Raw genomic sequence first — 20,004 nt, 5'->3', positions numbered from 1 at the left:
TGGAGGGCGGCATGCGGTTCACCAAGATGCACGGCTTGGGCAACGACTACGTCTATGTCGACGCGCTGACCGAGCCCGCGCTCGAGCACATGGATTGGCCGGCCCTCGCGATCGAATTGAGCGATCGGCATACCGGCATCGGCGGTGATGGCGTCATCCTCATCTGCCCGCCAAGGCACGACATCAACCACGCTCGGATGCGAACGTTCAACGCCGACGGGAGCGAGTCGGACGCTTGCGGCAACGGCACGCGGTGCGTTGCCCGGTTTGCGCGCGAGCGTCTGGGCATGCGCACCGCCACCCTCCGCATCGAGTCGGGCCGGCGTGTGCTGCAGTGCGAACCACTGGAAGACGGCCGGGCTTGCGTCGACATGGGCACGCCGGGCCTCGCGCTCGCCGACTGTCACGTCGACGCATCATCGCTTCGGTCCCAGGGCCCACCGAGCATCGACGTCGAAGGCAGCTTACTGGTCTTCTCCGCCGTCTCGATGGGGAATCCGCACGCCGTGGCCTTCGCGTCCGACAACCGATGGCTCGGGGAAGATCTCGCCGCAGAGTCACGCCGCCTCGGACCGGTGATCGAACACCATCCGGCGTTTACGGAACGAACCAACGCACACCTCGTTCGCATCGTTTCGCGAGCCCACGCGATCGTCCACACCTGGGAACGCGGCTCGGGCCCGACACGGGCATGCGGCACCGGCGCGTGCGCCGTGCTGGTCGCCGGCGTGCTGGCGGGATTGCTCGACCACGAGGCGGTGCTCTCCCTTCCGGGCGGCGATCTGCGCGTGTCGTGGAAGCCAGAATCAGCCGGCGGCGACGGCGTCGTTCGTCAGACCGGACCGGCGACCTTCGTGTTCGATGGAGACTGGAGCCGTTCGCCGGCGGCTATGCTGTCACCGTGAAGACCGAACGAGAAGCGACCCAGATTGAATTGACCAGAGAAGAACGAAGCGCCTGCGACATCATCGAGTCGAAGGCCGGCTTTCTTCTCGACGATCTGAGGCGCCACGTCGAGACGCCGACGGGCCCCGGCGGCGGCGAGGGCATCGAGGCCACGAGGCAGGTGTTCACCGAACGCATGGCGAAGCTCGGCGCGACCTCAACACTCGTTCCGGGCGACGACCGGCCCGACTGGCTACGCGGCGCAGCCGCGGACGGCGTGCCACCAACCGCCGTGTTGGGTCGGCTGCGGCCCGGAATGCGTCGAGTCCTCATCGCCGGCCACCTCGACACCGTGCACCCCGCCGGCGGCCCGTTCCAAGAACTCACGGTCGCCGAGGACGGCGCAACCGCGGTCGGCCCGGGCTGCGTCGACATGAAGGGTGGGCTCGTCATCGCCGCGTGCGCGCTCGAGAGCCTGGAAGAAGCCGGCGTGCCCGCGAGCTGGACGTACCTGCTCAACGCCGACGAGGAGACCGGCAGCTACCACAGCGAGGCGGCGCTGCGCGATCAGGCAAACCAGCATGACTTCGGCCTCGCACTCGAGCCCGCACTTCCCGGTGGCGAACTCGCCATCGAGCGGATGGGCAGCGGCCAGTTCATGATCGAGGCCCTCGGGCGCTCATCCCACGTCGGGCGAGACTTCCGCGGAGGCGTGAGTGCCGTGACGGCATTGGCCCGCGCGATCGCCGCGGTCGGCGACATGGCCGACCCGACCAAGGAAGGCTCGTACATCATGAGCGTCGGCCCCGTCGAGGGAGGAACCGCCACGAACGCCGTCCCCGATCACGCCGCAGCTTGGGGCAATGCGCGGTACCCGAATCAGGAAGTCGGCGATCGCATGGGTGCCGCTCTCGACGTTTTGGCAACACCGAACACGGCCTGCGAACACGACCAAGCCGCCATCATCGTCCGACGCTCGTTCAACCGTCCGGCGAAGCCGCTGACTGCAGCGACCGAAGCACTCGCGCTCCACGCCCGGTCCGTCGCCGAGGTGCTCGGACAGAGCCTGCCGTTCGCTAGTACCGGTGGGGTGTGCGACGGCAACATCCTGCAAGACGCGGGGCTGCCGACGATCGACACGCTCGGCGTGCGAGGCGGCGGGCTGCACACTCCTACAGAGTGGATCGAGTTGGCGAGCCTCGTTGAGCGCTGCCAGTTACTCGCGGTGCTCATCTCGCGTCTGAGTCGAGCGGTCTGAAGAACGCAACAAGCCCGGGCGAGCCCGCGATGCGGAACTCGCCCGGAACGGTCAGCCTCGGGGAGGATGATGGCTGACCAGGACTTTGCGTGATGAACGAGAACGGTGTCGCGGCTTACGGGCAGCCGGCGTCGAATTCGTTCGAGAAGGTCAGGAAGTCGAAGATCGTGAGCACGCCGTCGCCGTCGAAGTCGGCGGCTAGGTCGCCGGCATCGAACAGGTTCGAGAAGGTCAGGAAATCGAAGAGCGTCAGTTCGCCGTCGCCGTCGAGATCGACGCGGCAGGCAACGCCACCGGTCTCACCATTGGCGATGATGATCAGGTGAACGTCAGGGAAGCCGATGTCGCCGTAGGCGGTCGGGCTGGCCGTGCCACAGCCGGTGGAGCTGATGTAGCTCGGGTCGGTCTCGCCGAACGAGTTGGCACCAGGGAAGTACACGTCGCCGGTCAGACCGCCCGACAGGTCCTGGAGGTTCGGCACGTTGATCTCGACGATGAGAGCGTTGTCGGCGTTGACAACGCCGGACACGTCGACGGTGATGACCTCAAGGGCACGGTCCGTGAGCGTCGCGACCGTCGTGCCAACGAGATCGAGCCCGAACGCCGGAGTTGAACCGCCGGGCGCCTGGTAGAGATTGATGGTGACATCGAGCTCGATGAGCGTCGGCAGCGCGAGATTCTCGATGCCGATCTCAAGGTTCTCGATCGTGACGGCCTCGGTAATGCCGAAATCGCTCAGCGTGAACGCCCGCCAGAACTGGTTATCGCTGGACGTCTGCGGCGTGCCGGTCGAGGCACAGGCGATGGCGGTGCCGCCGGTGACGAGGAACTCCTCGACGCTGTGCGACAGACGCACCGGATCGGCCTGGACCGTGCCGGCAACGAGCAGCGTGAACGCCGCGGGAACTGCAATCTTTGAATACATCTGATGATCCTCCCTCTGGGGAAAAGGAAGGCCTCCCTCGTCCCTCCCCGGACGCGTAGCCGAGGCCATGGCAACACGGACACTGTGCCATTAGCCAACGGGACGGCGAGAGTTTCACGACCAAGCGACGTTTCGGCGTCGGGAGCAAGATGCTGCTACGCCGAGACCGATCATGAACGCAACACGGCCCCGAATCTGATAGAGATTCGGGGCCGCGTGTGTGTTACTGGATGTCGAACGACCCGGGGTCGATCAGCAGCCGGCGTCGAACTCGTTGGAGAAGGTCAGGAAGTCGAACAGCGTCAGCACGCCGTCGCCGTCGAAGTCGGCGGTCAGGTCGCCGGCGTCGAACAGGTTCGAGAAGGTCAGGAAGTCGAAGAGCGTCAGCTCGCCGTCGCCGTCGAGGTCAGCGCGGCAACCGCCACCGGCGCAATCGCCGGCGATCTCCCAGAAGCTGACGAAGTCGAGGTCGACGGTGCCGCCGAGGCCGTCGTCGTCGCCGCCCTGGTTCATGGCGATCGCGTAGGTGCAATCGCCCTCGGTGTGGATGTCGAAACCACCGGGAAGGTGGTACACGATCGTCGCCGACGGCGACGAGCCGACCGCGTCGAACTCACGACCGGTGAGGACCTGGGTGTCCGGATCCCACTCGACCGCACGGGTGTTGGGGATGGTCGTGCCCGCGGCCACGTCGATGTAGGAGTAGAACCACACCGTGTCGTTGACGGCGTCGTACGCGGCGCCGTAGGCCGACGGGTCGGCGGCGATCAGGTCCAGCAGGAAGCCATCACGATCGAGGATCTGGATGGTGTCGCCGAAGTTCTTGGTGTAGAACTGCTCGCGGGTCGGGTCGTAAGCCAGGGCACGGACGGTGCCCAGAGCGCCCGAGGTTCCGAGCGTCGAGGCGCCGAGGTCCAGGCGCTGCGTGCCCGGATCGAACACGTACTCGCAGAGCTCGCCGCCCTCGGCGCCGAAGAACAGGAGGTTCTCGCTCTCGATCGAGGCACCGTCGCGCTGGCCCCACGAGGGCGAGTTGGTCAGCTGCAGGTAGCTCTCGACCTCGTTCCAGTCGGAGTCGAACTGGACGAGCACCTGAGTGCCGGTGGCGAAGGCGCCGTTGTGGGTCACCCAGTAGTAGCCCCAGGCGAACTCGATGCCCAGGTTGCCGGTGTCGCCCGTCAGGATGCTCACGTTCTCTGGCGTGAACAACGCGTCGCCGAGGGCCAGCCAGCCGGCCCGGTCGGACGGCACCGCCTCCTCGGTCAGGGTGGCGCCGTCGGTGTGCTGGCCAAGGGCCATGCCGCTGGCGGCGAGCAGCGCAAGAACAGAAACGGTCGAAGCGATGCGATCCATATCACCTCTCCTTAGGCTTGTCTTCAAGCGGCCAAGGTCCCGGCGCGTCGGCCAGTGAAGGCCATCGGCGGCCGGACACGGACCGTCGCCGGCCCCACCCCTGGGGGTCGCGCGCGGTCCTCTCCCATAGGTATACCCGATTTCGGGTCAGGATGGAAGCCCATTTGCATACATGAAACCCAGAATTTTGCTGTCAGCTTCCTGCGTTTGGAGCCCTTAGGGACAGCCAGATTCGAACGCCGATTGGAACGCCAGGAAGTCGAAGATCGTCAGCAAACCGTCGCCGTCGAAGTCTGCCCGCGCTTCTCCCGAGGCAAAGCTGCTCTGGAGGGCAAGGAAGTCGAACAGCGTCAACTCCCCGTCACCATCGAAGTCTGCCCGGCAGAGGGAGGCGAGCAGCGCATCGACCGCGGCGGCCGCGGCTGGAAAAGGTCCGATATGACCACCCCCGCCCTGCGGCCTGCCGGTATCGATCAAGAGCTGTCGTAGCTCGTCCGGGGCGAGCGGCTCGCCGGTGGCGGCCTTCGAGATGCCCTGGAGTGACGCGGCAAGCCCAGCAATGAACGGCGAGGCCGAACTGGTGCCTGCAAAGAAAGCCGTGTAGCTCTGGTCCCGATCGCCGCCCACGATGGCGAAGTCGCCGTAGCCCGCGGTGAACACGTTCTGGCCCCATCCCTGGACGTTCACGCGGCTGCCGTAGGTGCTGAAGCCAAGCTTGCTGTGGGCCGAGGTCGATGTACCGGCACCGACGATGATGGCGCCGCTGTTGCCCCGTGACCGGTACTCGGCGTAGGAGCTCGAGTCGAGATTCTGGTTGCCGTTGCCGGCGGCTGCCACGACGACGACGCCACGATCGACGCCCACCCGCGTCACCTGCCAGATGCTCGGGTCGATCTCGGCGGGCGCGAAGTCTCCGCCCGGCCCGAAGGCCTGCATCTCCAGGAGCACGACGTCGCCCGCGTCCATGGTGGCGATGGCGTTGGTGACCGCCGCGACGCGCCGGAACGGATCGCTGGCCGAAGACTCGGGGAAGAACCATGCCTCGGCCTCGGGCGCGATGCCGCGCACGCCGTAGGCGTTATCGCCGCCGACGAGCTGTCCCAGGACGGCCGTGCCGTGTTCGTGCCATCCCCGTGCGATGATGTCCGGATTGGGGAGTTGCCCCGGCTCGGGAATCACGTCGCACAGGTCTTCGTGGTCGGGCCGGTACCAGTACTCGCAATCTGCGATGCGCACGCCGGCCCCATCACCGCCCGGGTGCGCCCAGGCGGCATCCATCCCCAGGCCCGGCGCCTCGTCCAGATAGTCCTGGAACTGCGACATCTGCGGCGTGGCCGGTGCGATGTCGCTGCAGGCGTTCGGTCCGCTCGGCGGCTCGGGCCAGAGCTGCTCGAAGTGCACGTACTCGACCAGGTCGCTGGCATGGAGCGTCCGCGCGACGTTCATGACGTCGGCGTCGTCGACTCGCACGACCATGATCGCGCCGAGGTCCGGCTGGGCGCGACCACTCTTGGCCGCGGCGTCGCCCAGCACGTGCTGGAGCTGCGCCTCGGTGAGCTCGACCAGCGGCTCGAAGCGCACGGGCACGTCGGTCGAGGCCCGCAGCGTCGCGATCAGGCCACCGAGATCGATGCCGCGAATGCTCGCGAGCGTGCCATCTCCCGTTGTCCGAGCACCGACGTGGTCGTGGAACTTGACCACGAGGCGGTGCGGGTGCATGGGCCGATCGGCCAACTCGAACTTCCGGAATGGCTCGCGCGGCTCGAGCGCCTGCGGACCGGCGTGTGCGATCGTTGCAACGACGACCAGGAGGAGTGTGGCAACGGCTCGTACGTCGGGCATCGTGGGCTCCTCGTGTGCATCGCTCGGTCGCGGTGGTTGTACGCGGGCAGGGTCGCCGGCCTCGGAGCGTCCCTCCGGGCCGGGATTGTCGGACGATGGTGCGGGGATCGCCCCGTCGGGAGCATGGCGGGCCGACTCGGGGTCGGACGCTCCCTAACGTCCCAGTTCCCGTTACGGCCTCTCGGCCGCCTTGGTTTCGAGTCTTGCCATGACGCCCACCCGCTCCAGCACGCTCGCTCGCATCGCCGGCTCCCTCGACTGGCGTAATGCCATGGGCGTTGTGGACATCCTGCGCGGCCCGCCGGCCGAAGCGAAGGGGTTGGACGCCCACGGCCGGTTGCGGTCGGGCCGCCTCAAGGGCCTGAGCATGCCCATGGCAATCTGGGTGCTCAGCTGGCCGATCCTCGTCGAGAGTGCCCTCAATGCCCTGGTCGGCCTGACCGACACGGTGCTCTCGAGCCAGATCGGCTCGGGCAGCGAGGACGGACTTGGTGCTCTGGGCGTGTCGGCAGTCGACGCCGTCGACGCGATCAGCGCCGCCAGCTACATCATGTGGTTCATCGGGCTCACGTTCATGGCGCTGGGCATGGGGGCGACGAGCCTCATCAGCCGTTCGGTCGGTCGCGGCCGCATGGGCGTTGCCGGCGCCGCGATGGCCCAGTGCCTGCTGCTGGGCGCCATTCTTGCTGCCGCGGTGGGCGCGTTGGTTGCCATCAGCACGACCTGGATCCCTGGGTTCATGGGGCTGAGCGAGCCGGGGGCCAAGGCGTTCCGGTACTACATGCTGGTGATCGCGGCGGGCACGCCGCTGGCAGGGCTGCTGTTCGGCGGCATCGCGTGCCTGCGCGGGGCGGGAGACTCGGTGCGCCCTTTGTGGGCCATGATCGCGCGCAACGTGGTGAACATCGTCATGAGCTGGGCGCTCAGCGGCATCGACCTGCCGGGGCTGGCCAACCCGTTCTCGTTCGACCTGGGCATCGTGGGCATCGCCATCGGCACGGTCGCGGGCGACGCGGTTGGCGCGCTCATGATCCTGGGCTACTGCTTTGCGGGCGCTTCGGGCGTCAAGCTCCGCGTTCGGCGGCTTCGCCCGCACTGGCACACCATCCGTCGCCTCGTGCGACTCGGGCTGCCCAACTACTTCGAGACCCTGGGCATGTGGGTGGGCAACTTCGCGATCGTGTTCTTCGTGGCCCAGCTCTCGGTCGCCGGTGCCGCGAAGGATTCGCTGCGCACGCTCGCCGAGTCGACGCCGGGCCAGAGCGCGGGCCTGCTGGGTTCGCACATGTGGGCGATCCGCATCGAGGCCATCAGCTTCCTGCCGGGCTTTGCGATGGGCATCGCTGCCGCAACGCTGGCGGGCCAGTACCTCGGCGCCGGGAGCCCCCGCCACGCCATCCGCGGCGTGCTGGCCTGCGCCGGGCTCGCGTCGCTGCTCATGGGCACCCTGGGCGTGCTGATGTTCTTGTTTCCGACGCAGATCACCAACGTTCTGACGCCGGTGCCCGAGCACCGCGAGGTCGTCCCGACGCTGCTGATGATCTGCGGCGTCGTGCAGATTCCCTTCGCGTTGGCGATCGTGTTCCGACAGGCGCTTCGCGGCGTGGGCGATGTCCGCGTGGTCATGGGGCTGACCTGGTTCACGACGTACGGCATCCGCCTTCCTGCTGCGTACCTCGTCAGCGGCGTACGCCTCCCGTTGCCGGACGTTCTCGGCGGCGGAGAATTGCTCAACCCGATGGGCGAGTTCCTGGATTGGGAGCCGAGCCTCGCCCGCCTGTGGTTGGCCCTGTGCAGCGAGCTCATCATCCGTGGCATCGTCTTTGCGGTGCGCTTCGGACAAGGAACCTGGACGAAGATTCGGGTGTGAAGCTATCGGGGAGTTTCGACGATGCCGAGCTACCCGAATCCGAGGCCTTGACGAGTACGTATGCCAAGCGAGAACGAAACGGGCCGCACATGCGGCCCGTTTCGATTGTTTCATCGATCATCGTTCCGTAGAGAACCCGGCTACCGGCAGCCCTCTGCGAACACGTTCTGGAATTCGAGGAAGTCGAAGACGGTCAGGACGCCGTCGTAATCGAGGTCGGCCGCGAGGTCGCCGGCGTCGAACGCGTTCTGGAACGAGAGGAAGTCCAGGAAGTTGACGTTGCCCGACTTGTTGAAATCGCCACGGCAGGCGAGGCCCACCCCTTGCGGCTCGGGTCGCGCGCCGCGGATGACTTCCATCACCTGCCCCGTTGCCGGATCGAGCACGTAGGCAACGGCCACCGAACTGGTCATGACCAGGTCGCCGTCGACGTTGAAGGAGAGGCCTTTTGGAACGCCAACGATCGAGACCGCCGTGTCACGGATGCTCACGATGATGCCCGTTGCCGGATCGATCTGCAGCAGGTCGGGCGTCGCACCCGAGGACGGCGACGTGATGGCGTAGAAGCGGTTCGTACCCGGGTCGTAGTCCATGCCGTACACGATCGGCAGCCGTGGCGCCCCTGGCACTCGGGTCACGGCGCCGGTCGAGAGGTTGACGGTACAGAGGCGCTTGAGCGCATCGAACCCATACAGCCGCCCGCCGGGCCCGAAGCTGATGGCGCCCTCGACGCCCAGCCCCGGACCGATGTAGGTGGCGCGCCCGGTGCGCGGATCGACCGTGCACAGGCCCGCGTCGCCTGGAGGTGAGTTGTTCTGGACGTAGATGACGCGCCGATCGCTCACGGCCATCGAGACCGGCGTTGTAAACCGAGCCGGATCGGGGTGGAGCGGCCCGATGAAGTACTTGACGCGGGCCGTATCGCTGTCCCACAGGTAGAGGCCGTCGCCCCCGGCGTCGACGCCCCACATTTCATCGGCGTTGGCCGTGCCCGCGACGGCGGCAACTGTGAGTGCAACTGCAGAGCCCACGACGCCACGCATTCGTGCTCGACGACAACGACCGAAGTTCATGCTACACGTCCTTTCCGCGCCACCAATTAGCCAAGGCGATGACGTCCGGCACCGGGTCGGGCGCGGTCGATGCACGGCCTCCCCGTCGAAGCGACCGGCTCAACCGCAGCCGGCATCGAACAGGTTCTGGAAGCAGAGGAAGTCGAAGAGCGTCAGGTCTCCATCGCCGTCGCAGTCGGCCGACGGGTCGCCGGTGTCGAAGGCGTTCTGGAATGCGAGGAAATCGAAGATCGTGAGCGAGCCGTCGCCGTCGAAGTCTGGATAGCAGACCGAGTCGGGCTCGTAGAACATGATCGGCCGGCGACCGGGATCGCCCGAGAAGGGACCGTTCCAGCTATCCCCGCTATCGAAGGGCTGCCAGAAGTAGGTCATCTGCACGGCGCTGGGGTCGTCCACGGCGACGAAGTCGCGGTAGCTTGAGGTGAGGCTGGTGAAGGTGACGAAGTACTCGCGGCCGGCCTCGACGGAGAAGGGCTCGCTGAAGGCGGCCCCGCCCCAGCCCATGCTGGTCGTGCTGAACGTAACCTCGCGGAGGACGTCGCCCGGGCGGCCGAAGTCGCTCTCGCGCAGGCGGATGACGCCGTCGGCGATCGCGCTGGTGTGCCAGAGCATCTGGATCATGTCGAAGTCGCTCTGGGCCGTCCAGCGGAACGCCTGCTCATGGCCGCGCGTTGCGGTCCAGGTGGTCAGGCGCGGGATGTCGTGGTTGACGCCCTCGACGAAGGTCTGGGCGCTGGCGGTGCTGGTGCAGGCAAGGCCGGCAAGGGCCGCGACAAGCATGGCAGAGGTCATGGTCGGGGTACGCATCGAGATCTCTCCTTGAGCTTGAATCCGCCTCGCAACAACAACCGCTACGGGATGGCCCGTAGCGGCGTTACGAGGGGTCTCGCGGAGGGGCGTTTCCTGACGGCCTGAGAAGTCGCCGGTCCGATGGCCCGCGATGTCTGCTCCGGGGCGATCTGATCAATCGCACCCGGTTGCAAAGGCGTTCTGGAACTCCAGGAAGTCGAAGATGGTCAGCCGGCCGTCGCCGTCGAAGTCGGCCGCAAGGTCGCCGCTGGCGAAGAGGTTCTGGAAGCACAAAAAGTCGAAGATGTTCAGGTCGCCGCTTCCGTCGCAGTCGGCGCGGCAGCCACCGGTGAAGCCAGCACCGGCGATGATCATCGCCTGCGCGCCGTCGGCGTGGATTTCGGCGCGGTCGAGGCCGCCCACCTGGCCCGAACCCAAGCCGGGATCGAGCTGGATGGTGTCGACCGTGTAGCGACGGCTGCCGACCTCGACCTCGAACGGGTTGTCGCACTTGAGCACGAGCACGAGCTGGTCGTTGCTGTTGAGCACGTAGCACCAGGTGAGCTCGAAGCAGAAGTTGAACAGCCGGAACGAGGCGCCCGAACCAAGGATGGGGTCGCCGACCTCGCGGCCATCGAGCAGGAAACGCATCGGGACGCGAGGCACGCCCACGTCGCCGAAGTCGGGCGTGACCTCCATGATGGTCGGGGCGCCGGGGGCCTGCGTCTTGACCATGCGGGCCGAGAGCGTCTCGCGGAAGAAGCCGCCGCAGTTCCACCACGGGAACCATTCGAGGTCGACCGTCGTGCCGTCGGGCAGGCCGCCCACGTCGATGGTGTGCTCGAAGCGCGAGCGGGGTCCCCAACGCGCGGTCTCATCGGTCAACGCGACGCCGGGTTGCGGAGGAGCGCCGGGAGCGGTCGAAAGGACCAGGCTGTCGCCACGCCGAACGCCCCTCGTGCCGTCGAACGTCGCGGCGATCCAGTCATCGACGACGATCGGACCGACGAAGACCGAGCGGAACGCCTCGGAGGGATCGCACGACCCCTTCACCGACGAGTCGGCTTCCTCGTAGTACTCGAAGATGTCGGTCTGCGTCCAGATGCTGCGGAAGGGTGCCCCGCCCGAGGCCTCGAACTCGCCGCACCAGACCCGGATGGGGTTGTCCGTATCGGCGAACAGCGAACCAGCGGGGAAGTGGATCTGGCCCACCACGATGTCCATGACGTCGTCGCCGACGACGTCGCCCACCTCGCCGATGCCGAGCCCGAGCATGCACGGGTCTCCGACCTTAACCCACTCGACGCCGTTGCTCAGGATGTCGAGCTTGGCGCCCGCGAACGCGTGCTTGTCGTCGGGAAAGTGCGCCCACAGCTCGACTTCGAAGTTGTCCGAGAGGATGGCCTTGCGCTTGACCTTCAGCTCCCACCGGCAGCAATCGTCCGCGTCGGCGGTCGGTGCGCCGGCAAGAACGGCCATCGCCATCGCCGAGGAGAGGATTCCCTTCTTTATTGCATTTCGCATGACTCACTCCTGTTGCCAGGCCTCGCCTCGCGCCGGCGGCCAACGGGCCGTCCGTCCTGGAAGACGCGTGAAGGCCTGTTGAGAGTGAGAGCGCATGAGATGGGCGACACTCACGAGGATCCCGTCGCGTGCGGAAGTCGCAGTGCAGGAGCTTCGCAGGCAGGCTTATGCGCTCAGGAACTCGATCGCCGCGCGCACGGCCCTGCCGCTCTCGGCGGCGTCCATGGTGGGCTCGCCGTTCTCGGTGCCCTGCTGGCCGGGCAGCATGGGCACGTGGATGAAGCCCGCGCGCTGGCCGGGCGTGGCGCGGAGCAGTGACTGGAACAGCACGAGGTTGCACACGCACGCGCCCGCGTCGTGGCTCGGACGCGCCGGAGTGCCGGCGTTCGTCATGGCTTCGACCGCACCGTCGACGTCGATCGTGGAAGCGAGCGCGAGCGGTGCGCCTTCGACGAGCGCGCCGTCGGGACGATCGACGCCGTCGTTGTCGGCGATGCGGCCGCGCCCGAAGTTCAGCGCGAATCGCTCGACCGTGACCGATGATCGCTTGCCGCTCTGGCCCAGCATCAGGACGAGGTCGGGCCGGTGCTGGCTCATGAGCTCGAGCACGCCCGGCCATGCGCCGGCCCAGGTGACCGGGAGCACGCCGGTGGCCAGCTCGATGCCCGCCGGCGGATCGCCGGCCAGCGCGTGCACGATCCGCATCGACGGATTGTCGTCGCTGCCGCCGAAGGGCTCGAAGCCGGTCACGAGCACGCGGGTGGTTGCCATAGCGCATCCTTGGCCGCCGCGGCGGTCAATGATGGCCGCGTGAACTTCCCGCTTGAAGACTGGCAGGCCTACGCGGCCAGCGGCCCCGCCGACGAGCTGCTCGCCGCGCCGCTACGGCCGACCGTTGCCGACCTCGCGCTGCTGCGCAAGGACTGGCCCCAGGGCGTCGTCGCCGTCGCGGTCGAGAATGCCCGAGCCCGGAACCGCGCCGCGAGCAAGCTGGCGTCCGACCTCGTCTCGAGGCTGGTCGCCGACGAGGAGGGCGTCATGGTCGCGTCGTCGGCCCTGGCCGCGGGTCACAAGGCGGCGCGGTTTGCGCGGGTTGGCGGCGCGGCGCTCGACCTGTGCTGCGGCATCGGTGCCGACGCCTTCGAGCTTATCCGTGCGGGCGTAGGCGTGACGGCGGTCGACCTCGATCCGACGCGCGCGTGGATGGCCGGCCACAACGCGCAATGCGAGGCACGCGTCGCCGATGTCGGATCCGAGGGCGTGCTCGCGGACGTTCAAGGCGCCCTCGTGCACCTCGACCCCAGCCGACGCGCGGGCTCGAAGCGCCGCCACGACTACGCGAGCTACCAGCCCGGGCCGGACGTGGTCGAGGCGGTCGTCGGGCGTGCGGCGGGTGCGTGCGTCAAGCTCGGGCCGGGCGTCGACTTCTCGATGTTGCCTCGCCACGAGCGGTCGCAGCTCGAGTTCGTCAGCGAGCACGGCAGGCTGACCCAGGCATTGTTGTGGACGGGGAGCCTCGCCGAAGGCGCGGGCGTCGCAGCGGGCCATCGGCTCGCCACGCTGCTGCCATCGGGCGAGGCGTTCGCCGCCGCGCCCGGCCCGCTCATCGATGCCGACGCGTGGTACGACTCCGACGGTCCCGCGACGCCCGTGTTGGGCTCCGTGTTCGAGGCCGACGCCTCGCTCGAACGGTCGGGGCTGCTCGGGCCGTTCGCGAAGTCGGTCGGACTGCGGCCCATCCACCCCGCGGTCGGTGTGCTGACGGGCGACTCCGAGGTGCGGAGCCCGTGGCTGACGGGCTACCAGGTCCTCGAGGCCATGCCGTGGCGCACGAAGGCCGTGCGCTCGCGCTTGCAGCAATTGGGCGCCGGCATCGTGACGATCAAGACGCGCGCGAAGCTGGTCGACCCCGATGCGCTGCAGAAGACGCTGCGTGGCAAGGGTGATCGGAGCCTCGTCGTGTTCGTCCTGCGGCTGGGCGAGAAGGCCACGGCCATCATCTGCGAGCGGTCAGGCTGAGGAAGCGTCCATCACCTTCCACGCCGCGCCGCACTCGGGGCAGACGACGCATCCGTCGTGCTCGATGGGCAGCCCGGCGATCTCGTACTCGCAGCACGCGCACGTGCCCCTGGCGATGAGCTCGTCGGCGGCCTGCTGCCGCCCTGCGATGAACCACCACAGCATCCAGATCGCAAAGCATCCGCCCATCACGAACAAGCCCAGCGGCCCGGCGATCAGCAGCGCGAAGGCGATAGCGGCGAGCGCAAGCGCCTGGCCCAGGCCGATGCGGTCCTTGAGCCCCAGCGGCGGCGTGTGCAGCGTGCCGGCGGCCTCGCGCTCTTCGCCCCGCCCGTCGGTGATCACCGCCGCCCGCATGCCTCTCCGATTCGTTCGGGCGTGCCATCGGGTTCCGCGGCGTCCAGGGACGCCTTGGTTGCACGGTTCCGCGTTCGCGCTCGCGCGCGCCGACTCCGATCGATCGACACCGAGAGCAGCATCGTCACGGCCAGCAGCGCCGCCACCGCGACGGTGCCACCGAGCGCCCAGCCCGCGGCTCCGGCGACCAGGCCCTCGCTCCACCGCCAGATCTTCCCGCCTACCACGACCAGCGCGACGAACGCGAGCCAGCCGATCACGCCCGGATGACGCCGAGCGTCGGCCGCCGTCACACGGCCCGCGTCGGACGCTCGCCCGCACCGGCCGCGGTCATCGCGCACGGGCCGCCCCGCGACGAACACGCCCTCACCGAGCAGCCGCGTCATGGCATCCCCCGTGGCACGGGGCATTGTTGGCGGGCGCGTGCCGCGTCTTCAGGCGGCCATCGGCCGGTCGACGCCCAGCATCGTGCCTACGTCGGCGTCCTTGAGGTATCGCGCCGCGTCGCTGCGGCGTGCGGCCGCGACGTCCAGGGCGTCGCGCAGCTCGGCCTCGCTGGGCGCAAGGTGGGCGAGCGACTCGGCCAGCACGCCTCGCACCACCCGTCGCGCCACGCCGCGGCCGCCCAGGTACGAGCGGTGCACCGCCTTGGCGGCCAGCACCGCGGCGGGCGCCAGCAGTAGCCAGGCCCACCATTGCCCGACGGCCAGCGCCGTGAGCCCCACCAGCGTCGCCGCGGCCGACGCCAGCAGCATGAGCGCGTTGAGCGCCTGGCCCGTGCCCTCGGCCCTCGCCCGCTGGGCGGCAAAGTCGGCCAGCACGATGCGGTCGACCATCGCCGCCAGGCGGGCCTGGCTGCCCTCGCGCTCCTCACGCAGCGCGGCATCCTGGGCTGCCATGGCCTCGGCGTCCTCGGGGGCGCCGGGGTTGGTCTTCTCGACGAGCTCGGCCAGGTCGTTCCAGCGGCGAACGGTGTGCGGCGCCGGGCCGTCGATGGGCAGCACAGGCGGGGTCTTGCGTCGCGGCAGCAGCGAGCCCGCGAGCGTCCGCGGACCCCTGGAATCGCGAAGATCGCGCCGGACTACCTCGCCGCGGGTCAGGCGTACGCACCACAGCCGCTCGTACGACGTGGCCTCGAACACCTCGAAGGCGACGACGACGCGGCGCAGCGGGCAGGCCATCGCCACGTCCCCCACGCGGCGCTCCATCACCCGCGTGTCCATGGAGAGGATGATCATGCCCAAGCATCGGCCGCTCTCCGGACCGGCTTGATCGGTGGCCGGCGTCGGGCGCCTGGGCCGCGAGGGTCACGAAGAGGGAGGGGTTGCGTCGACCTCGAGCTTCCACGCGCTGCCGCACTCGGGGCAGACGCGGCAGTTGTCTTCTTCGAGTTCGAGTCCGGCGATGGAATAGCCGCACGCCGGACAGTAGCCCTCGTCGAGGAAGCCGCGCTTGTGGGCTCGGATCGCGCGGGGCACGACGAAGGGGTGCAGCGCGAGTGCCACGAGCACCACGACGACGCCCGCCACGAGATATCCGCCCTGAAACCCGCCCGGGCCCGACCACGCGTTGGCCAACGCGCGCACCACCACGATCGTCGTGCCGAACAGCAAACCCATCGCCATGCCCTGGGCGTTGACCTTCTTGAGCGCCCGTTTGGCCGCGTCCCTGGGCACGCCGGCCTTGCGGGCCCGCCCGGCGGTGCGCAGGTATCCCGAGGCCAACCGCTCCTCCCGATCGTCGGTGTATCGCACCCAGTAGCCCACGATGCGCCTCCCAGGAACCGCCGACTCGTCCCGGTCCGCCCGGCCCTTCATCCTCAAGACGCCAACGGAGCCGTGGAAGATAGGGGCGCGCAGCGCACGCCGTGCGTTGCGCGCCCGGGCTCACGAAGCCCGCCCCTGGGCTCCCGGCGCGCGCAGCGCAGGCTCTGCGTTGCGCGCGTGCATCGCTCCGGACCGGGCTTGGGCCCCCCGGGCCCGCAGCGCACGGCGTGCGTTGCGCGCCGCGGGAACGGAAGACCGGGCTCTTCTCGTGGCCCGGGCAAGAAATCCCTCAAGACCCCCCACCACGATGCCGAAACCCAGGAGAACAGCCCCTCACCTGCAAATCCCGGGGGGCAACGGGAGGCCGTGCGCCATGCCAACGGTGCCGCGCGGGCGGAGGGGGGCGCTTGCCTTCTTCGGCTCGCGGATAACCAAGTGGACCCAGCGGGCCGGGGAGATCGGCCTGACGGACCAGGACGCGGCGCTCTTGAGTGCGGCGCTGGAGGCTGCACGCGCGGCCGAGCAGGAGAACCAGCGGTACCAGGCGAAGGCACGCGCGGCCGCACGAGAAGCACGCCGGCTCGAGTATGTTCTGCGCCGCCGGGGCGGTCGGCTGATCTCGGTGATCCGCGCGAAGGCGAAGAGCGAAGATGATCCGGGCGTCCTCGTGCTGGCCGAGCTTCCCAAAGAGAAAGCCCCGCGCCCGACGCCCAGGCCTTCCTCGCCCACGAGCGTGCGCACGCACGTGGACAACGACGGGGCCATCGTGCTCGCCTGGCAGGCAACCCGCCCCCGCCCCCACGCCCGGGCCTTCACGCGCGTGGAGCGCATGCTCGACGGGTCGGGCCGCTTCGAGCTGCTCGGGACCAGCGGCACGAACGAGTACAGGGACGAGACGCTGCCGGAGGGCACGCGCGAGGTTGCATACCGCCTGACGCCGGTGCGCGGGGACAAGGTCGGAACGCCGGCGGAAGCCGTGGACGTCAGGTTCGGCACGGTGGCGGCGTAGAGCGCAGCCTTCGGCAGGAGAGACCGCATCGACACGCGCGATCTTCTGACGAACCCTTGGCGTGAGCCGGGGGGCATGGCCTATCCGACGACTCCCGCTACGCCGGTGCCCCCTCGCTCACGCGAGGGGTTCGTCGGAGGGGCGCGAGCGCTGGAGCCAGCAATCGGGCAGGAGGGCGAGCAGGAGAAAGAGCAGACCGAAGCTCGCCAGCGCGACGGTCGCCCACAGGAGCGGGACCCGTCCGTCGACGATAGGCTCCATGACGATGTTGGCGATCACGAAGAGCTGATCGTTCGCTTCATCGCGAGCCTGCGGGACGGCCAGCTCGCCCCGGGCCTGGAGCGCGTCGATGATCGCGCTGGCCGCTTCGGTCGACTGGTACCGATTGGCCTTCGCGCCCATGGCGAGCAGGTAGAGCCACAGGTACCCCGCGACGAGCAATTGGAACACGGCAATGCAGATGAGCTTGATGCGTCGAACGGATGTCGCACCACGAGCCATCGTGCTCACTCCCGCCCGATCGGTGCGTAGACGTCTTCGGGAACGTCGATGCCGTCCTTGGCCGCGATGCCGCGGAGGATGATCGCGTCGGCATCCGGACCGAGCATCTCGGCCATCCGCTCCTGCTGCGGGGCGGCGCGCTCGAACAGCGTCTTGAGGTCGATCTTCCAGCCGCCGCCCTCGTAGAACATCGGCATGGGCGTGCGGCCCTGCTGTCCCAGCGCGCTGAGGAAGATCTCCGCACGCCAGGGCGACTCGTGCCCCTCGGGCAGCAGGACGACCCGATCGACCTCGGCGTGCGTCAGCGCGAGCTGGCTCAACCAGCCCTCCTCGATCGCGAGCTCGGCCAGCGCCCTGGGCGTGATCGTGCGCAGTCGCTCGGGCGCGACACGCATCCGCAGCGACAGCACCATGTAGCGGTCGGCGAAGGACAGCGCCTCGACGTCGTCGCGGTCGGCGTCGAGCACCAGGTCGAGGTGATGGCGGACGAGGTCGTAGTACGGCTCGTGCACGTACTCGAGCGCATCGGCCCCGCGTCCATCGGCCGCGGCGAGGCGATAGCCGTCGAAGGCGGCGACGACGGCCGCCTCGGTCCTGGGCTCGGCGGGCGATGGCTCGGCGAGCAGGGCCTCGGCGTCCGGGTGCGTGGCCGGCGCCTCCCCGCAGCCGGGCGAGAGCATCGCCGCGATGGGCAGCGCGAGCGCGAGCATCCGTTTGCGTGCCATCGTGCGTTGCATCATGGCCCCGTTGTACGGTGCCCCGCAAGCCCGGTTGCTCCAGCGGAACACCATTCAGCTCCCCAGCTCCCCCGCCCGCTTCGCCGCCGCCAGCACCGCCTCGCGCACGGCGTTCCGCACGCCCCGGGCCTCCAGCACGTCGAGCGCCGTGGCGGTCGTGCCGCCCTTGCTCGTGACGGCGGCGCGCAGGGCGGCGGGGTCGGCCAGCTCGCCGTTGCACGGGCGGGCCAGCATCTCGGCGGCGCCCCTCAGCGTCTGGGCGATGATGGCCCGCGTCGTCGTCTCGTTCAGGCCCTGGTCGTTGCCGGCCTCGATGGCTCCGGCCGCCATCGCCTCGGCCAGCAGGAACGCGTACGCCGGCCCGCTGCCGGCCGCGGCGGTGAAGGCGTCGATGGCGTCTTCGGGAAGGTCAAAGACCTGGCTCGCGGCGCCGAAGAGGCGGTGGGCGCGATCGAGGTCTTCGCCCGTCGCATCGGGCCCGCCGCTCATGGCCGTGGCGCCTTGACCGACGGAGATCGGCAGGTTGGGCATGACGCGGACGATGCGGGCCTTCAGCGTGCCCTTAAGCTTCTCGATCGTAACGCCCGCGAGGATGCTGATGACGCAACGGCCCTCGAGCATCGCCTCGCCCACGCACGCGTCGATCTCTTCGGCGACCTGCCCGAGCATCTGCGGCTTGACGGCCAGGAGCACCGTCGCGTCGTCGTAGGGCAGGGCATCGAAGGCGTCGGCGATCGATTCGACCGCGTCGATCGAGGGCGAGAGCGTGCCGATCGTCTTGCGTTTGTCCGCGTCCGGCTCGGCGACGACGCACGGCCCGTCGAGCAGGTCTGCCCCGGCCGCGCCCGACAGGATGGCGCTGGCCATCGCGCCGCCGCCGACGACGAGGAGCGGGCAGACGTCAACGTGCTTCGTGGGCGTGTCTGGCTGGATGGGCGTGTCGCGCATGGCACACGGTACGGCCGGCCACTAGAATCGGCCCGCGGATGTTGGAGGATTCATGGCGACGTACTACACCCTGGACTTCGAGCAGCCCCTGCGGGCCCTGGACGACGAGATCGCCCAGCTCAAGCGCCGCGTCGACACGCTCACGAGCGAGGGCGACGCCGCCGCGGGCGCCCACCCCGCCGAATTAGCTGAAGCCGAGCACGCGCTGGCCGACCGCCTGGCCCGCCACAGCCAGACCATGGACGAGCTGTACAAGCAGCTCAGCCCGTGGAACACCGTCCGCGTCGCACGACATCCGAACCGCCCGCAGGGCCGCGACTACATCGAGGCCATGTGCCGCGACTTCACCGAATTGCACGGCGACCGGCGGAGCGGTGAGGACCCCGCCATCGTCACCGGCTTCGGCCGCATCGGCGACTTCAAGTGCCTGGTCGTCGCCCACCACAAGGGCCGAGACACGCAGGAGAAGCTCCGCTGCCACTTCGGCTGCCCCCACCCCGAGGGCTACCGCAAGGCGCTCATGAAGATGCAGCTGGCGGCCAAGTTCGGCGTGCCGATCGTGACGCTGGTCGATACGCCCGGCGCGTTCCCCGGGCTCGAGGCCGAGCAGCGCGGCCAGGCCGAGGCCATCGCGGTGAACCTGAAGGAGATGAGCGCACTGCCCGTGCCCATCGTGAGCGTGGTGATCGGCGAGGGCGGCTCGGGCGGGGCGCTGGGCATCGCCGTGGGCGACCGCGTCGCGATGCTGCAGCACGCGTGGTACTCGGTGATCAGCCCCGAGGGCTGCGCGGCCATCCTCTGGAAGCAGGCCAACGAGCGGACCAACAGCCAGGCCGCCCAGGCCCTGAAGCTCACCGCCCGGGACAACCTCGAGCTGGGGGTGGTCGACGCCGTGATCGACGAGCCCGCCGGCGGGGCCCACCGCGACAAGGCCGAGGCGGCCAAGAAGCTCGAACGCTGGATCGTCGCCCAGCTCGAGGAGCTGACCGAGATCGGCCCCGAGGACCTCCTCGAGGCCCGCTACCAGCGGTACCGCCGCCTGGGCAGCTTCGACGTCGCCGAGCCCGAGCCGGCCGCCGAGCCCGCCGGAAACGGCGAAGCCACCGGTGAATCCACCGGCGAAACCAGCGGATCGGCCTCCTGAGGGC

The 20,004-nt window shown here is 69.0% G+C and carries 20 protein-coding genes; 6 read left to right on the top strand and 14 right to left on the bottom strand.

Annotated elements, in window-relative coordinates:
- Positions 1–11: 11 nt before the first annotated feature.
- Together dapF and RIA68_02395 are read left to right on the top strand one after the other, a co-directional pair.
- Positions 12–905: a diaminopimelate epimerase gene (gene dapF, locus RIA68_02400; GenBank protein ID MEQ8316284.1), complete on the top strand. Its 894-nt coding sequence runs from the start codon at positions 12–14 to the stop codon at positions 903–905.
- Entirely contained in the window at positions 902–2,143 is a 1,242-nt protein-coding gene (locus tag RIA68_02395; protein MEQ8316283.1) for a M20/M25/M40 family metallo-hydrolase, read from the top strand. Before dapF ends, RIA68_02395 begins: the two co-directional genes overlap by 4 nt.
- Before the next feature lie 115 nt (positions 2,144–2,258).
- Here RIA68_02395 and RIA68_02390 read toward each other — a convergent pair whose 3' ends face one another.
- From RIA68_02390 to RIA68_02380, 3 genes are all read right to left on the bottom strand, one after another.
- Complete coding sequence (locus tag RIA68_02390) at positions 2,259–3,068, bottom strand: GC-type dockerin domain-anchored protein (GenBank protein ID MEQ8316282.1); 810 nt, start codon at positions 3,066–3,068, stop codon at positions 2,259–2,261.
- Between the two features lie 252 nt (positions 3,069–3,320).
- Complete coding sequence (locus RIA68_02385; protein ID MEQ8316281.1) at positions 3,321–4,421, bottom strand: GC-type dockerin domain-anchored protein; 1,101 nt, start codon at positions 4,419–4,421, stop codon at positions 3,321–3,323.
- Between the two features lie 216 nt (positions 4,422–4,637).
- Positions 4,638–6,263 (bottom strand): S8 family serine peptidase, encoded by a 1,626-nt coding sequence (locus RIA68_02380; protein MEQ8316280.1) that lies wholly within the window; start codon positions 6,261–6,263, stop codon positions 4,638–4,640.
- Positions 6,264–6,471: 208 nt separating this feature from the next.
- Between RIA68_02380 and RIA68_02375 the strand changes: the two genes are divergently transcribed.
- Positions 6,472–8,133: an MATE family efflux transporter gene (locus tag RIA68_02375; GenBank protein ID MEQ8316279.1), complete on the top strand. Its 1,662-nt coding sequence runs from the start codon at positions 6,472–6,474 to the stop codon at positions 8,131–8,133.
- Positions 8,134–8,273: 140 nt separating this feature from the next.
- On the opposite strand, the gene RIA68_02370 is transcribed toward RIA68_02375, so the two are convergent.
- From RIA68_02370 to RIA68_02355, 4 genes are all read right to left on the bottom strand, one after another.
- Entirely contained in the window at positions 8,274–9,176 is a 903-nt protein-coding gene (locus RIA68_02370; protein ID MEQ8316278.1) for a GC-type dockerin domain-anchored protein, read from the bottom strand.
- A 129-nt stretch (positions 9,177–9,305) separates the two neighbouring features.
- Complete coding sequence (locus RIA68_02365; protein ID MEQ8316277.1) at positions 9,306–10,013, bottom strand: GC-type dockerin domain-anchored protein; 708 nt, start codon at positions 10,011–10,013, stop codon at positions 9,306–9,308.
- A gap of 156 nt (positions 10,014–10,169) precedes the next feature.
- Entirely contained in the window at positions 10,170–11,519 is a 1,350-nt protein-coding gene (locus RIA68_02360; GenBank protein ID MEQ8316276.1) for a GC-type dockerin domain-anchored protein, read from the bottom strand.
- 165 nt (positions 11,520–11,684) lie between these two features.
- Positions 11,685–12,290: a pyroglutamyl-peptidase I gene (locus RIA68_02355; protein MEQ8316275.1), complete on the bottom strand. Its 606-nt coding sequence runs from the start codon at positions 12,288–12,290 to the stop codon at positions 11,685–11,687.
- Between the two features lie 39 nt (positions 12,291–12,329).
- Between RIA68_02355 and RIA68_02350 the strand changes: the two genes are divergently transcribed.
- A complete protein-coding gene (locus RIA68_02350) occupies positions 12,330–13,538 on the top strand; it encodes a class I SAM-dependent methyltransferase (GenBank protein ID MEQ8316274.1) in 1,209 nt (402 codons plus the stop codon).
- Here RIA68_02350 and RIA68_02345 read toward each other — a convergent pair.
- From RIA68_02345 to RIA68_02330, 4 genes are all read right to left on the bottom strand, one after another.
- Positions 13,530–13,895 carry a hypothetical protein gene (locus tag RIA68_02345; GenBank protein ID MEQ8316273.1) on the bottom strand — a complete coding sequence of 122 codons (366 nt, stop codon included), beginning with the start codon at positions 13,893–13,895 and terminating at the stop codon, positions 13,530–13,532. The two genes, RIA68_02350 and RIA68_02345, sit on opposite strands and share 9 nt — an antisense overlap.
- Positions 13,880–14,281 (bottom strand): hypothetical protein, encoded by a 402-nt coding sequence (locus RIA68_02340; GenBank protein MEQ8316272.1) that lies wholly within the window; start codon positions 14,279–14,281, stop codon positions 13,880–13,882. Before RIA68_02340 ends, RIA68_02345 begins: the two co-directional genes overlap by 16 nt.
- A gap of 48 nt (positions 14,282–14,329) precedes the next feature.
- Entirely contained in the window at positions 14,330–15,133 is an 804-nt protein-coding gene (locus RIA68_02335; GenBank protein ID MEQ8316271.1) for a hypothetical protein, read from the bottom strand.
- A gap of 69 nt (positions 15,134–15,202) precedes the next feature.
- Positions 15,203–15,661, bottom strand: coding sequence for a hypothetical protein (locus RIA68_02330; protein MEQ8316270.1), 459 nt, complete (start codon positions 15,659–15,661; stop codon positions 15,203–15,205).
- A gap of 373 nt (positions 15,662–16,034) precedes the next feature.
- Here RIA68_02330 and RIA68_02325 point away from each other — a divergent pair, with 373 nt between their 5' ends.
- Positions 16,035–16,670 carry a hypothetical protein gene (locus RIA68_02325; GenBank protein ID MEQ8316269.1) on the top strand — a complete coding sequence of 212 codons (636 nt, stop codon included), beginning with the start codon at positions 16,035–16,037 and terminating at the stop codon, positions 16,668–16,670.
- 117 nt (positions 16,671–16,787) lie between these two features.
- Here RIA68_02325 and RIA68_02320 read toward each other — a convergent pair whose 3' ends face one another.
- Genes RIA68_02320 through proC form a run of 3 tightly spaced genes read right to left on the bottom strand, consistent with a single transcriptional unit; the run spans position 16,788 to position 18,856 of the window.
- Positions 16,788–17,171, bottom strand: a complete 384-nt coding sequence (locus RIA68_02320; GenBank protein MEQ8316268.1) for a hypothetical protein — start codon at positions 17,169–17,171, stop codon at positions 16,788–16,790.
- A 5-nt stretch (positions 17,172–17,176) separates the two neighbouring features.
- On the bottom strand, positions 17,177–17,911 hold the full coding sequence (locus tag RIA68_02315; protein ID MEQ8316267.1) for a hypothetical protein: 735 nt from the start codon (positions 17,909–17,911) through the stop codon (positions 17,177–17,179).
- Positions 17,912–17,962: 51 nt separating this feature from the next.
- Positions 17,963–18,856: a pyrroline-5-carboxylate reductase gene (proC, locus tag RIA68_02310; GenBank protein MEQ8316266.1), complete on the bottom strand. Its 894-nt coding sequence runs from the start codon at positions 18,854–18,856 to the stop codon at positions 17,963–17,965.
- A 52-nt stretch (positions 18,857–18,908) separates the two neighbouring features.
- On the opposite strand from proC, the gene RIA68_02305 reads away from it, so the two are divergent.
- The gene (locus tag RIA68_02305) at positions 18,909–20,000 is read left to right on the top strand and encodes an acetyl-CoA carboxylase carboxyltransferase subunit alpha (GenBank protein ID MEQ8316265.1); all 1,092 of its coding nucleotides are present in this window, start codon (positions 18,909–18,911) and stop codon (positions 19,998–20,000) included.
- Positions 20,001–20,004: the final 4 nt, after the last annotated feature.

This window comes from Phycisphaerales bacterium (assembly GCA_040217175.1).
In the GTDB taxonomy this organism is placed as follows: Bacteria; Planctomycetota; Phycisphaerae; order Phycisphaerales; family UBA1924; genus JAHCJI01.
This window is presented reverse-complemented; position numbering and strand designations above follow the sequence as displayed.